The 13215-nt window shown below is 54.1% G+C and carries 13 protein-coding genes; 8 read left to right on the plus strand and 5 right to left on the minus strand.

The genetic code is table 11. The annotated features are described in order from the left end of the window. Window positions 1–9 precede the first annotated feature (9 nt). The 4 genes from hycF to hycI are packed head-to-tail and all read left to right on the plus strand — an operon-like array spanning window position 10 to window position 2189. Window positions 10–552: a formate hydrogenlyase subunit HycF gene (gene hycF, locus HV037_RS05960; protein ID WP_016154185.1), complete on the plus strand. Its 543-nt coding sequence runs from the start codon at window positions 10–12 to the stop codon at window positions 550–552. Further along, window positions 552–1319, plus strand: coding sequence for a formate hydrogenlyase subunit HycG (gene hycG / locus HV037_RS05965; protein ID WP_049040387.1), 768 nt, complete (start codon window positions 552–554; stop codon window positions 1317–1319). Before hycF ends, hycG begins: the two co-directional genes overlap by 1 nt. After that, window positions 1316–1726: a formate hydrogenlyase maturation HycH family protein gene (locus tag HV037_RS05970; protein ID WP_053389523.1), complete on the plus strand. Its 411-nt coding sequence runs from the start codon at window positions 1316–1318 to the stop codon at window positions 1724–1726. The genes hycG and HV037_RS05970 overlap by 4 nt, the downstream gene beginning before the upstream one ends. Further along, window positions 1719–2189, plus strand: a complete 471-nt coding sequence (gene hycI / locus HV037_RS05975) for a hydrogenase maturation peptidase HycI (RefSeq protein ID WP_016154183.1) — start codon at window positions 1719–1721, stop codon at window positions 2187–2189. The genes HV037_RS05970 and hycI overlap by 8 nt, the downstream gene beginning before the upstream one ends. A gap of 74 nt (window positions 2190–2263) precedes the next feature. On the opposite strand, the gene HV037_RS05980 is transcribed toward hycI, so the two are convergent. Continuing rightward, window positions 2264–2503 (minus strand): SymE family type I addiction module toxin, encoded by a 240-nt coding sequence (locus tag HV037_RS05980; protein WP_016154182.1) that lies wholly within the window; start codon window positions 2501–2503, stop codon window positions 2264–2266. 271 nt (window positions 2504–2774) lie between these two features. On the opposite strand from HV037_RS05980, the gene HV037_RS05985 reads away from it, so the two are divergent. Further along, window positions 2775–3239, plus strand: a complete 465-nt coding sequence (locus HV037_RS05985; RefSeq protein ID WP_103284147.1) for an OB-fold putative lipoprotein — start codon at window positions 2775–2777, stop codon at window positions 3237–3239. Window positions 3240–3315: 76 nt separating this feature from the next. Here HV037_RS05985 and HV037_RS05990 read toward each other — a convergent pair whose 3' ends face one another. Further along, a complete protein-coding gene (locus HV037_RS05990) occupies window positions 3316–4740 on the minus strand; it encodes a 6-phospho-beta-glucosidase (protein ID WP_103284146.1) in 1425 nt (474 codons plus the stop codon). Between the two features lie 22 nt (window positions 4741–4762). After that, window positions 4763–6217 (minus strand): PTS cellobiose/arbutin/salicin transporter subunit IIBC, encoded by a 1455-nt coding sequence (ascF, locus tag HV037_RS05995; RefSeq protein WP_103284145.1) that lies wholly within the window; start codon window positions 6215–6217, stop codon window positions 4763–4765. Window positions 6218–6481: 264 nt separating this feature from the next. Between ascF and HV037_RS06000 the strand changes: the two genes are divergently transcribed. The 3 genes from HV037_RS06000 to hypF all read left to right on the plus strand — a co-directional run bounded on the left by HV037_RS06000 (window position 6482) and on the right by hypF (window position 10521). Continuing rightward, window positions 6482–7495 (plus strand): LacI family DNA-binding transcriptional regulator, encoded by a 1014-nt coding sequence (locus HV037_RS06000; RefSeq protein WP_103284144.1) that lies wholly within the window; start codon window positions 6482–6484, stop codon window positions 7493–7495. A 145-nt stretch (window positions 7496–7640) separates the two neighbouring features. After that, window positions 7641–8186 (plus strand): electron transport protein HydN, encoded by a 546-nt coding sequence (gene hydN, locus HV037_RS06005; protein ID WP_003037366.1) that lies wholly within the window; start codon window positions 7641–7643, stop codon window positions 8184–8186. Between the two features lie 94 nt (window positions 8187–8280). Next, window positions 8281–10521 (plus strand): carbamoyltransferase HypF, encoded by a 2241-nt coding sequence (gene hypF, locus HV037_RS06010; protein WP_103284143.1) that lies wholly within the window; start codon window positions 8281–8283, stop codon window positions 10519–10521. A gap of 110 nt (window positions 10522–10631) precedes the next feature. On the opposite strand, the gene norW is transcribed toward hypF, so the two are convergent. Both norW and norV read right to left on the minus strand, forming a co-directional pair. Then, a complete protein-coding gene (gene norW, locus HV037_RS06015) occupies window positions 10632–11765 on the minus strand; it encodes an NADH:flavorubredoxin reductase NorW (protein ID WP_103284142.1) in 1134 nt (377 codons plus the stop codon). Further along, window positions 11762–13210, minus strand: coding sequence for an anaerobic nitric oxide reductase flavorubredoxin (norV, locus tag HV037_RS06020; RefSeq protein WP_103284141.1), 1449 nt, complete (start codon window positions 13208–13210; stop codon window positions 11762–11764). The genes norW and norV overlap by 4 nt, the downstream gene beginning before the upstream one ends. Window positions 13211–13215: the final 5 nt, after the last annotated feature.

The raw sequence follows: 13215 nt of genomic DNA on the forward strand, positions 1-13215 counted from the left end.
GGAATCGCCATGTTTACCTTTATCAAAAAAGTCATCAAAACCGGGGCGCCGACATCGTCGTATCCGCTGGAGCCGATTGCGGTCGATAAAAACTTCCGTGGCAAACCGGAACACAATCCGCAGCAGTGCATTGGCTGTGCGGCCTGTGTGAATGCGTGCCCGTCGAACGCGCTGACGGTAGAAACCGATCTGGTCACCCATGAGCTGGCGTGGCAGTTCAATCTCGGTCGTTGCATCTTCTGCGCCCGCTGCGAAGAAGTCTGCCCGACGGCGGCAATCAAGCTGTCGCAGGAGTATGAACTGGCGGTGTGGAAGAAAGAGGATTTCCTGCAGCAGTCCCGCTTTGCGCTGTGTAATTGTCGCGTATGTAACCGCCCGTTTGCGGTACAAAAAGAGATCGATTACGCCATTGCGCTGCTTAAGCACAACGGTGACAGCCGTGCGGAAAACCACCGTGAAAGCTTTGAGACCTGCCCGGATTGTAAGCGCCAGAAATGCCTGGTGCCGTCTGACCGTATTGAACTGACTCGCCATATGAAAGAGGCCAGCTGATGAGCAATTTATTAGGCCCACGTGACGCCAACGGTATTCCGGTACCGATGACGGTGGATGAATCCATTGCCAGCATGAAAGCGTCGCTGCTTAAAAGCATCAAGCGTTCAGCGTACGTTTACCGTGTGGACTGCGGCGGCTGCAACGGTTGTGAAATCGAAATCTTCGCTACGCTTTCTCCGCTGTTTGATGCCGAACGTTTTGGTATCAAAGTTGTACCATCACCGCGCCATGCGGATATCCTGCTGTTTACCGGCGCGGTAACGCGTGCCATGCGCTCTCCGGCGCTGCGCGCCTGGCAGTCTGCGCCAGATCCGAAAATTTGTATCTCTTACGGTGCCTGCGGTAACAGCGGCGGTATCTTCCACGACTTATACTGCGTATGGGGCGGCACGGATAAAATCGTACCGGTGGATGTGTATATTCCTGGCTGTCCGCCAACGCCTGCGGCTACGCTGTACGGTTTTGCAATGGCGCTGGGTCTGCTGGAACAAAAAATTCACGCGCGTGCGCCAGGTGAACTGGACGAACAGCCGGCTGAAATTCTGCATCCGAACATGGTTCAGCCGCTGCGCGTGAAGGTGGATCGTGAAGCACGCCGTCTGGCGGGTTACCGCTATGGTCGCCAGATTGCTGATGACTATATGACACAGTTAGGGCAGGGCGAGCATCAGGTGGCGCGCTGGCTGGAAGCGGAAAACGATCCGCGTCTGACCGAGATCGTCACGCATCTTAATCATGTTGTCGAAGAGGCGCGTATCCGATGAGTGAAACGGTGGTGTTCAGTCAACTGAGCCGTAAGTTTATTGATGAGAACGATGCAACGCCCGCTGAGGCGCAGCAGGTTGTCTATTACAGCCTGGCGATTGGTCACCACCTTGGGATCATCGATTGCCTGGAAGCGGCGTTAACCTGTCCGTGGGATGAATATCTGGCGTGGATTGCCACGCTTGCCGAAGGCAGTGAAGCCCGCCGGAAAATGGAGGGCGTGCCGAAGTACGGCGAGATCATCATCGATTTCAACCATGTGCAGATGCTGGCGCGCGCGTTCGATGATGCGCGTGCCGTGCAGACCCCGCAGCAGCAGGAGTGGAGCAAGCTGATGCTTAGCATGCTTCACGATATCCACCAGGAAAGCGCCATCTATCTGATGGTGAGGAGACATCGTGACTGACGTTTTATTATGTGTGGGTAACAGCATGATGGGCGATGACGGCGCGGGGCCGCTGTTGGCCGAAATGTGTGCTGCAAATCCTCAAGGTCAATGGGTTGTCATCGACGGCGGAAGCGCGCCGGAAAACGACATCGTCGCCATCCGTGAGTTGCGCCCGCAGCGTCTGTTGATTGTGGATGCCACCGATATGGGGCTAAATCCTGGTGAAATCCGCATTATCGATCCTGATGATATTGCCGAGATGTTCATGATGACCACCCACAACATGCCGCTGAACTACCTGGTCGATCAGCTGAAAGACGACGTTGGCGAGGTGATTTTCCTTGGTATCCAGCCGGATATTGTCGGTTTTTACTACCCGATGACACAGCCGATCAAAGATGCGGTAGATACCGTCTATCAGCGATTAGCCGGGTGGGAAGGACACGGTGGGTTCGCTGAATTAGAGGCACCGGAAGCCTGAGCCTGAGGGCACTGAATACCGGATGGTGTGTCGCATTACCACCATCCGGATAACGTCGACACCCTCGAAACAGACTATTCACCTGCTTGTTCAATAATTAATTTCCCCTGCGTAACCGATACTTTTACCGACGTGCCCGTTGGGAACCCCGCCTGTTCCAGCCAGTCTCCGTTCATCGTGAGTGAAGCATGGCGGCTTATACGTCGTGTAAAACCGGTTTTGCGATCTTCATGCCGTACTCTGACATAGCTGACTTTAAAATGACGTAATGGCTTGTTGATAACCGCTTCGGCATTGCCATTTTTACCAGACATAAACACTCCCTTGTTACAAATAAAGAGATGGAAAACTACTGAATAAAATGCCAGTAAAAAGGCGGGAGGGCAAACCCGAAACTGGAAGGCAGATCCAGAAAATAGAATGCAAATAATGAAAAAGATGAGAAGTTGATAATAGTTGGGGGGGAATATTCTCTTCTTTTACTAATACGGGAGTTATATTATATTTCGGCGTTGTTCAGGGAGGTTATATACTCGAATTATTTAGAGTTTGAATATATGGGAAATTAATATACAGGAGTTATTTATGCGTTCAGGTATTCGTTTGGTAAATTTAATTATTATTTCCTCTCTTCTTAGCGGGTGCGAGACGGCGGCTGACGCGTTCTTCTCTGCGGGAGACCGATTATTTCAACCGGGGGAGTCATCAGCTGCGTCAATGCCAACCTTGTCCGTCGCTGATTTTGTCGCGCCCTATACCTTAAATCCTGTTAAAGCCAATAAGGACTATCTTGGTGAATGGGTGAAGCTGCGGGGCGTGGTCATTGATATTCGTAAGGTTAATGGTATTTCCAATGCTTATTCTTATCTTGTCAGCCTGAAAGACGAAAATAATAAAACGAACAACGTGATTCAGTTCCTGTTTGGCTCCCATAATAGTACGAATGTTGAGTCATTACAGATTGGCCGGAGCGCGACAATTATTGGTCAGGTCCACGCGTTGGGCGAAGCGCCTTTGCCGCTGCTGCAAAATCCTAAAGTTGTGCAATAAAAATGATAACAGACAGCGGGTATATATATTCTGAATAATACGTGTTGCCGGATGGCAGTGTCATCCGGCAATATTGTTATTCCAGATCGGTCCCGTTGCTCGCAATCACTTTCTTATACCACCAGAACGATTTTTTGCGTTTACGCGCTAACGTGCCGTTGCCCACGTCATCGCGGTCCACATACACAAAACCGTAGCGTTTGCTCATCTCACCGGTTGAGGCTGAAACCAGATCGATACAGCCCCAGGTGGTGTAGCCCAGCAGCGGCACGCCATCCTCAATAGCATCTGCCATAGCGCGAATGTGCTCGCGTAAATAGCTAATGCGATAGTCGTCATTGATTTCGCCGTTAGCATCGATCTCATCTTTCGCCCCCAGCCCGTTTTCCACCAGAAACAACGGCTTCTGGTAGCGGTCATACATCATATTCATGGTGATGCGCAGACCGAGTGGGTCGATGCCCCAGCCCCATTCGCTGGCGGCAATGTACGGATTACGCAGCGACTTCACCACGTTAGCGGCGCTGGTATTGCCAGTATTCATTGCAGCGGAGGCGCAGCGCGATGCGTAATAGCTAAACGAGACGAAATCGACGGTGTTTTTCAGGATATCGTCATCTCCCGCCGCTTTTTCTATCACCACGCCTTTTTCGCGAAACACACGGGCAGAGTAAGCGGGGTAAGCCCCGCGCGCCTGCACATCAATAAAGAACAGGTTTTCGCGGTCTTTTTCCAGCGCGGTCCACACATCTTCCGGTTTACAGGAATAAGGATAAAAATTACCGCCCGCCAGCATACAGCCGACCTGGTTTTGCGGATTAATTTCATGGGCAATTTTAGTTGCCAGGGCGCTGGCAATCAGTTCGTGGTGGGCGGACTGATATTTCACCTGATCCTGATTTTCACCTTCTTCAAACACCAGTCCGGCGCCAGAAAAAGGGCTGTGCAGCATAATGTTGATTTCGTTGAACGTTAGCCAGTACTTCACCAGACCGTCAAAGGCCTCGAAGCAGGTACGGGCGTAGCGGGTAAAGAACTCCACCATTTTGCGGTTACGCCAGGAGCCATACTCGCTGACCAGATGCATCGGCACATCGAAGTGACACAGCGTAACTAACGGCTCAATACCGTATTTTTTACACTCGGCAAACACGGCCCGGTAAAACGCGATACCCTCTTCATTAGGCGTCAGCTCGTCGCCGTTAGGGTAGAGACGGCTCCAGGCAATGGAAGTACGAAAAACCGTAAACCCCATTTCCGCCATTAGCGCGATATCTTCTTTATAGCGATGATAAAAGTCGATTGCCTGATGGCTGGGATAAAATTCGTCATCCCGCAGCGTAAAGCGTTTTTCCTGACCCAGTTTGACGGCCATGCGGTTTGTGCCGTGGGGGATCATATCGACGGTGGTCAGCCCTTTGCCGCCTTCCCGGTATGCCCCTTCTGACTGGTTGGCGGCCAGTGCGCCGCCCCATAAAAATCCTTGCGGAAAAACAGACATAGTTAACCTCAGTTCATACCAGTCAAATGCTGGCTCTATTGATATTGCCTGGTTGCGCGGCCTGGTTTTTTCTGGCCTGCGCGGCTGCATCTTCGACAGGAATATCTTCAAAGCCGAGGAGCAGTGTTAATACAAAGGAAAGCGCGACCGCCAGCGCCATCACGCCAAACACCCAAACGATGGTCATCGGATTGGCGGGATCGAAAAACTGTACGCTGGTGAACAAGCCTGGAGCCGCCATGGAGTGGCTCGCCAGTCCGGCCATTCCGGCAACGGCACCGCAGATAAAGCCGCTGATAAGACTCGCAATCAGTGGGCGCTTCAGGCGGATCGCCACGCCATACAGCGCGGGTTCGGAAATGCCTGCCATGATGGCCGAGGCGGCTGCCGCTAACGCCGTCTGACGCAGTTCCGGGTTTTTGGTTTTCCATGCCACTGCCAGCGATGAACCGCCCAGCGACAAATTGGCGCCAATTTCTGACGGCATCACCATGCCTTCTTTTCCGGTTTCGGCAATGGTCTGAATAATGGTTGGCGTGAAGACGCGGTGCATACCGGTCATCACCAGCAGCGGCCACAATGCGCCCATAATGGCCACCGACAGCCAGCCGAGATAGCCGTGAATGGTATAAACCAGCGCTGAAATTGCACTACCGATCCAGATACCGATTGGGCCAATGATGACGATGGCGAGTGGGGCGGCGATCAGCACGATTAGCATCGGTTTAAGGAAGTTTTTGGTTACCGCCGGAGTGATGCGATCGACCCAGCGTTCGATGTAGGACAGACACCAGGTCATGACCAGCGCCGGGATCACCGTGTAGGTGTATTTCACCGCCGTCACCGGGATCAGGGCAAACTCAACGTGCTCACCCTGCGCGGCCTTCGCCATCAGTTCGATGAAGCTGGGATGCACCAGTACGCCTGCGATGGCGATTGCCAGCGACATGTTGGTTTTGAATTTTATGGCTGCTGAGGCGGCGACCATCAGTGGCAGGAAGAAGAAGGCGCCGTCGCCGATTACGGTCAGAATGGTGAGTGTGGACGATCCTTTCACCAGCACGCCGGTCATTTCGAGGATCATTGCCAGCAGCTTGAGCATTGATCCGCCAATAATGGCCGGGATCAACGGGGACATTGTGCCGATCAGCGCGTCGAGGATCCCCGCGCCAATCCGCTTCAGCGTCAGCCGAGGTTTGGTTTGCGGCTCTGCAGGTTGCATATTGGCAGGTAACAGGCTGACTACCTCGCGATACGCCTGCGAAACGGTGTTGCCGATGATCACCTGGCACTGGTTATCGCTGCGCACCACGCCGAGCACGCCAGGGAGCGTCTTCAGCGTCGTGCTGTCGACCTGCGAGTCATCTTTGATAACGAAACGCAAACGGGTCATACAGTGGGTCACTGCTGTGATGTTGTCCACGCCTCCCAGAGCCGTCACAACCGAGCGCGCCAGCGCTGCATAATTTTTGGACATCGGATTTAATCCTGTTTTATCAGTAGAGTACGTTATGTTTTATCCGTTCACGTTGGTCGCTTTTCTGGGTTGATGAAACGCAGATAGGAAACCGGTTCCACAAAATCATGTTTAAATTACACGTAATGGGCAAGGTTTAATTTTGATCGTTTTTTATAATTGTGACTCCGATCACCATATGTCAGCGTTTGCAATTGAGCAGCAAGGACAGCGGCGAAACGGTGCAGTACACTGCGTCACATTGAGAGAAAAGGGATGAGTAATATGACCACGATGCTGGAGGTGGCGAAGCGTGCCGGGGTGTCAAAAGCGACGGTTTCCCGGGTGCTTTCCGGGAATGGCTATGTCAGCCAGGAAACCAAAGACCGCGTGTTTCAGGCCATTGAAGAGAGTGGTTACCGCCCTAACTTGCTGGCACGCAGTCTGGCAGCGAAAACTACGCAGACGCTGGGTCTGGTGGTAACTAACACCCTTTATCACGGCGTCTATTTCAGCGAACTGCTGTTTCATACCGCGCGGATGGCGGAAGATAAGGGACGCCAGTTGTTGCTGGCTGACGGTAAGCACAGCGCAGAGGAAGAGCGTCAGGCGATCCAGTACCTGCTCGACCTGCGCTGTGACGCGATTATGATCTATCCGCGTTTTCTTAGTGTGGATGAGATAGACGATATCATCGACGCCCACGCCCAGCCGATTATGGTGCTTAATCGGCGGCTGCGGAAAAATACCAGCCACTGCGTGTGGTGCGATCAAAAGCAAACCAGTTTTAACGCCGTTACTCAGCTCATTGCCACCGGGCACAAAGAGATTGGCTTTATTACTGGCTCGATGGATTCGCCTACCGGCGTGGAGCGACTTTCAGGCTATAAAGACGCGCTGGCACATCATGGTATTCCGCTTAATAATGATTTGATTGTTAAAGGGAAATGGACGCCAGCCTGCGGCGCAGCGGGAGTCGATACTTTGCTTTCGCATAAGGTCAATTTTACCGCGCTGGTGGCCAGCAATGATGATATGGCGATCGGTGCGATGAAGCAGTTGCACGCGCATGGCGTGAGCGTCCCTGCTCAGGTGTCGGTGATTGGCTTCGATGATATCGCTATCGCGCCATACACTATTCCGGCGCTTTCCAGCGTCAAAATCCCGGTAACGGAAATGATCCAGGAAACGATAGGCCGCCTGATCTTTATGCTGGATGACGGGGCGTTTACGCCGCCAAAAACCTTCACCGGTGAACTCATTCAACGCGACTCTGTTGCGCCGCTCGTTTTGCGCTGACGGCTGTCATTTGTCATCGTCACTAGTGACGATGACACGGTTTCTCTGCATTCAGCAAAATAAAATACCTTTAATAACAGTTAATTAAATTCTGGCACGATTTATGAATGCTTCGGCAGATAATCTGTCATTGCTGGAGAAATTGATGAACCGTTTCATCATTGCAGACGCCAATAAATGCATTGGTTGCCGTACCTGTGAAGTGGCCTGCGTGGTATCCCATCAGGATAACCAGGACTGCGCATCGCTGACCCCTGAAACCTTTTTACCCCGCATTCACGTCATCAAAGGCGTTAATGTCTCCACGGCGACGCTGTGCCGCCAGTGTGAAGACGCGCCGTGCGCTAACGTCTGTCCGAACGGTGCAATCAGCCGTGATAAAGGCTTTGTCCACGTGATGCAGGAGCGCTGCATTGGGTGTAAAACCTGCGTTGTGGCTTGCCCTTATGGCGCAATGGAAGTGGTCGTGCGTCCGGTTGTTCGTAACAGCGGGGCAGGTCTGAACGTCCGGGCAGAAAAAGCCGAAGCCAATAAGTGCGACCTGTGCCACCATCGTGAGGCCGGCCCTGCCTGTATGGAAGTCTGCCCGACTCACGCGCTGATTTATGTGGATCGCAATAAGCTTGAGCAACTGAGCGCTGAAAAACGCCGTCGCGCGGCGCTGGATTCCACTGCATCTTTGCTGTTCTGATATCTGAAAATCCGCGTAAAATACGTGCCGGATAAGGCGAAGCCGCCATCCGGCAAACGGACATTTCAGGGATACAATACCGCGGGAATTCATCATGACAATAAACAACCACTCCGGCGTACAGCTGCGTATTCGCGGTAAGGTACAGGGCGTCGGATTTCGCCCCTACGTCTGGCAACTGGCGCAGCGTTTACAGCTACATGGCGATGTGTGTAACGACGGTGACGGTGTGGTTGTGCGTATACAGGAAGATTCGGCAGAGTTTATTGCGCAATTGCATCAACACTGCCCGCCGCTGGCGCGCATTGACAGCGTTGAGAGCGAACCGTTCGCCTGGACGCAGCCGCCTGCCGATTTCTCGATTCAGCAAAGTGCTGGCGGCACGATGAATACGCAAATCGTTCCGGATGCCGCGACCTGTCCCGAATGTCTGGTTGAAATGAACACCCCCAGCGAGCGCCGCTATCGTTATCCCTTTATCAACTGCACCCACTGTGGCCCGCGCTTTACGATCATCCGCGCCATGCCCTACGATCGCCTGTTTACCGTGATGGCGTCATTCCCACTCTGTGCGCAATGCGATAAAGAGTATCGTGATCCGTACGACCGTCGCTTCCATGCCCAGCCCGTTGCCTGTCCGGCATGCGGTCCCCACCTCGAATGGTTTAGCGCGGGTGAGCGGGCGGAGAAAGAAGAAGCGTTGCAGGCGGCAGTATCGCGCCTGAAAGCGGGCGGTATTGTGGCCGTTAAAGGGATTGGTGGGTTTCATCTGGTGTGCGATGCACGAAATGATGACGCCGTAGCGCTGCTCAGGCTGCGCAAACACCGTCCGGCAAAACCTCTGGCAGTGATGCTGCCCGGTGATGACGGACTGCCTGAACCCGCTCGTCGTTTGCTGACAACCCCAGCCGCGCCGATCGTGTTGGTGCAGAAACGCTATATCGCAGCATTGAGCGAGGGCATTGCGCCAGGGTTAACGGAAGTGGGCGTCATGCTGCCAGCGAATCCGTTGCAGCATTTGCTCTTACAAGAGATGAATTGTCCGTTGGTAATGACCTCCGGCAATCTCAGCGGCAGACCGCCCGCTATTACCAACGCGCAGGCGCTGGAAGATTTACACGAAATTGCCGATGGTTTCCTGCTGCATAACCGCGAAATTGTGCAGCGGATGGATGACTCTGTGGTACGCGACAGTGGGGAGATGCTGCGTCGTTCACGGGGTTACGTGCCGGATGCGGTGGCGCTGCCGCCAGGATTTCACGACGTGCCGCCGATGCTTTGCCTGGGCGCAGATCTGAAAAATACCTTCTGCCTGGTGCGTGGTGAACAGGCGGTTATCAGCCAGCATTTGGGCGATCTCAGCGATGACGGCATTCAGCAGCAGTGGCGTGATGCGCTGCGCCTGATCCAAAACATTTATGACTTTACGCCGCAGCGTATCGTGCATGATGCACACCCTGGTTATGTTTCCAGCCAGTGGGCCAGCGAAATGAATCTGCCAACCGAAACGGTGCTGCATCACCATGCGCATGCCGCTGCGTGTCTGGCCGAGCACGGCTGGTCGCTCGACGGTGGTGACGTGATTGCCCTGACGTTAGACGGTATCGGCATGGGGGAAAATGGCGCGCTGTGGGGGGGAGAGTGTTTGCGGATCAACTATCGTGAATGCGAACACCTTGGCGGCTTGCCAGCGGTAGCGCTGGCGGGGGGCGATCTGGCGGCAAAACAGCCGTGGCGCAATTTGCTCACGCAGTGCCTGCGTTTTGTTTCTGACTGGCAGCGCTACCCGGAAACATCGGTGCTGCAACATCAAAACTGGAACGTGCTGGCGCGCGCCATTGAGCGGGGGATTAACGCACCGCTGGCGTCATCGTGCGGACGGCTGTTTGATGCCGTTGCCGCCGCGCTTCAATGTGCGCCGGAATCGCTGAGTTATGAAGGTGAGGCAGCCTGCGCGCTGGAGGCGATGGCATCGCAATGTGCTGGCGTTGAGCACCCTGTCACGGTGCCGCTTGATGGCAATCAGCTGGACTTAGCGGTTTTTTGGCATCAATGGCTGACCTGGCAGGCCAAACCTGCCGAAAGAGCGTGGGCGTTTCACGACGCGCTGGCGCGTGGGTTTGCTACCCTGATGCGTTTGCAGGCCGAAGAGCGGGGGATTAAGACGCTGGTATTCAGCGGAGGTGTGATGCATAACCGCTTATTGTCAGCCCGGCTGGCGTTTTATCTGCATGATTTTACCTTACTGTTCCCGCAGCGTTTACCGGCGGGCGACGGCGGGTTGTCGTTGGGGCAGGGCGTGATTGCCGCGGCGCGGGCGTTGGCGCAAAAATAAAAAAAGCCCCGGGACTGGCGGGGCAAGAACTACAGGTCGGGGCATACCGACAAGTGGCAACGCACATCCATGTGCGTGAGGTTAATAAATCAAGCAACGGTATCCTGTACTTACACGGGCAGCGTTTTCAGCAGCGCAAAGGCCTCTTTCATGCGGTCTTCGCTGACGACAAAGGCACATAGCTGGCCTGCGTCGTTCATCCCTCTGGCCACCATCCCTTGCGCTTCGGCGGCTATATGCCAGTTCAGATCGCGGCGCTGGGTTTCCCCAGCCAGATGCAAGGGTAATTCCGGCGTTTTGACTTTTACCAGCATGGCAGGCAACTTCAATGGCGCATTGCCGCCGAGCAGGTTTTTCGCCAGATACATGGCGCTCAGCTGAATCGGTTGCAGGAACGGGAGTACCTGACCGTTAATTTCCGCACAGTCGCCGAGAGCATAAATGTCCGGGTGACTGGTTTGCAGGTAGCTGTCGACGCAGACGCCACGATTGATGTTCAACCCGGCGCGACGCGCCAGCGCGGTTTCAGGGCGCAGGCCCGTTGCGGCGATCACCGCATCGACTTCTACGCTGCGGCTACGATCGAGCGTGGCGCGAATCCCCGACTCCGTTTTCTCCAGCCCCTGAATCTGCGACTTCAGCAGCAGGTGTACGCCCATATCGGTCAGACGATGCTGTAAGCGACTGCTTACTTCTGGCGGCATCAGCGAAGCCAGAATGCTGGCGGCGTTGTCGATAAGCGTCACCGCTTTACCAGCACGACAAAAATCCATCGCCAGTTCGCTGCCAATCAAGCCGCCGCCGACAATCAGCACCCGTTGGGCGTCACGCAGTTGTGTTTCACAGGCGCGATACTCTTGTTGGCTGTTCAATGTGAGCATTAACTCACGTCCGGTAATCGGCGGTACGAAGGCCGACGCTCCCGTCGCCAGCACCAGTTTGTCGTATGGCCACTGTTGCTCCTGGCTTTTCACTACGTGAGCATCGGCATCGATGTCGGTTACCCAGGTGTGCGGAAAGAGGCGCAAATTAAACTGTTCGGCAAACTCCCCCGCCGACTGGCGGGTGAGGTCGTCTGCACGTTGCGACTGACTGATAACATGGCTGAGATCGGGCTTGTTGTACTCATCCATACTGTCTGCAGCAATCAGGGTCAGCGGGACATTTGCATCCTGCTTACGGATATTTTTGACTAACTGGCGGGCGGCGAAGCCTGAACCAATAATGACAATTCCGCGGCTCATTTTGCCTCCGTTGCCAGTACGTCAAAGACGTCTTTACCTAATGAACATTCCGGGCACAGGAAGTTATCCGGCACGTCGCTCCACGGTGTTCCCGGCGCGACATCCTGCAGCGGTTCACCTTTTGCCGGGTCGTAAATCCACTGGCATACGCTGCACTGCATGCTTGGACCAAGATCAGCGGCAGCCGCAGCGGCACAGGCGCACTCTTCCTCTTTGGTTGCCGTTTTGACGATTGTTTCCGGCAGCGGAGCAAGCGCCCACTGACGTGCGATTTCACGGCCATGCTGGCGACACAGTTCCAGCGCGTCCAGATCCGGACGCCATTTCGCTTTCAGACTCAGCGACATCTCGAAACCGGCATCCTGCAAGCGTGTGGACAAACGGTCTACCGCGCCGCCGCTCCAGCCGTGTGAACCAAAGGCGCTGGCGCGTTTGTTACGAAAACGCAGGCCGGTCATCTCTTCTACCAGACCAGCGATTTTTGGCATCATTACGTTATTCATCGTTGAAGTACCAACCAGCACGCCTTTAGAGCGGAAGACGTTAGTCAGGACTTCGTTTTTGTCGCTACGGGCGACGTTAAAGATTTTCACCGCCACGTTCGGGTCAACTTCGTTGATGCCCTGGGCAATGGCGTCCGCCATCATGCGGGTGTTGTTAGACATGGTGTCGTAGAAAATGGTGATACGGTCTTCCTGATAGTCAGCCGCCCATTTCAGATACATTTCAACGATTTGTGTCGGGTTGTCGCGCCATACCACGCCGTGGGAAGTGGCAATCATATCCACCGGCAGGTTGAAGCCGAGAATCTCAGTGATTTTCGGTGTAACCAGACGGCTGAACGGCGTCAGGATGTTGGCGTAGTAACGCTGGCACTGTTCGAACAGTTCGGTCTGGTCAACTTCGTCGTTAAACAGACGTTCATCACAGTAGTGCTGGCCGAAGGCATCGTTACTGAACAGCACCGCATTGCCGGTCATGTAGGTCATCATGCTGTCAGGCCAGTGCAGCATCGGTGTTTCAACGAAGATCAGCTGCTTACCATTGCCAATGTCCAGCGAGTCGCCGGTTTTCACCACGTTGAAGTTCCACTCCGGGTGGTGGTGGTGCCCGTTGATAGAGTCAATAGCGTTGGCTGTGCAGTAAATTGGCGTGTCAGGGATGCAGGACATCAGCTCAGTCAGCGCACCGGCATGGTCCTCTTCCGCGTGGTTAATGATGATGTAGTCGATATCTGCCAGGTCAATTTCACTGCGCAGGTTCTGCACGAATTCACGGCTAAACTTGTGGTCTACTGTATCGATCAGGACATTTTTTTCTTCACGGATGAGATAGCTGTTGTAGCTGCTACCGCGCAGCGTTTTATATTCAGTCCCGTGGAAATCACGAACTTCCCAGTCACGTTGGCCAACCCAATGAATGTTATTTTTAACCAGAATAGACATAGCAA

The sequence above is a fragment of the Citrobacter sp. RHBSTW-00017 genome, from assembly GCF_013797615.1.
GTDB lineage: Bacteria > Pseudomonadota > Gammaproteobacteria > Enterobacterales > Enterobacteriaceae > Citrobacter > Citrobacter braakii.

Bases quoted from the DNA above. Each gene is read 5' to 3' on its own strand.
- hycF (WP_016154185.1), top strand. From the start codon at position 10: ATGTTTACCTTTATCAAAAAAGTCATCAAAACCGGGGCGCCGACATCG.
- hycG (WP_049040387.1), top strand. From the start codon at position 552: ATGAGCAATTTATTAGGCCCACGTGACGCCAACGGTATTCCGGTACCG.
- HV037_RS05970 (WP_053389523.1), top strand. From the start codon at position 1,316: ATGAGTGAAACGGTGGTGTTCAGTCAACTGAGCCGTAAGTTTATTGAT.
- HV037_RS05980 (WP_016154182.1), bottom strand. From the start codon at position 2,503: ATGTCTGGTAAAAATGGCAATGCCGAAGCGGTTATCAACAAGCCATTA.
- HV037_RS05985 (WP_103284147.1), top strand. From the start codon at position 2,775: ATGCGTTCAGGTATTCGTTTGGTAAATTTAATTATTATTTCCTCTCTT.
- HV037_RS05990 (WP_103284146.1), bottom strand. From the start codon at position 4,740: ATGTCTGTTTTTCCGCAAGGATTTTTATGGGGCGGCGCACTGGCCGCC.
- ascF (WP_103284145.1), bottom strand. From the start codon at position 6,217: ATGTCCAAAAATTATGCAGCGCTGGCGCGCTCGGTTGTGACGGCTCTG.
- HV037_RS06000 (WP_103284144.1), top strand. From the start codon at position 6,482: ATGACCACGATGCTGGAGGTGGCGAAGCGTGCCGGGGTGTCAAAAGCG.
- hydN (WP_003037366.1), top strand. From the start codon at position 7,641: ATGAACCGTTTCATCATTGCAGACGCCAATAAATGCATTGGTTGCCGT.
- hypF (WP_103284143.1), top strand. From the start codon at position 8,281: ATGACAATAAACAACCACTCCGGCGTACAGCTGCGTATTCGCGGTAAG.
- norW (WP_103284142.1), bottom strand. From the start codon at position 11,765: ATGAGCCGCGGAATTGTCATTATTGGTTCAGGCTTCGCCGCCCGCCAG.
- norV (WP_103284141.1), bottom strand. From the start codon at position 13,210: ATGTCTATTCTGGTTAAAAATAACATTCATTGGGTTGGCCAACGTGAC.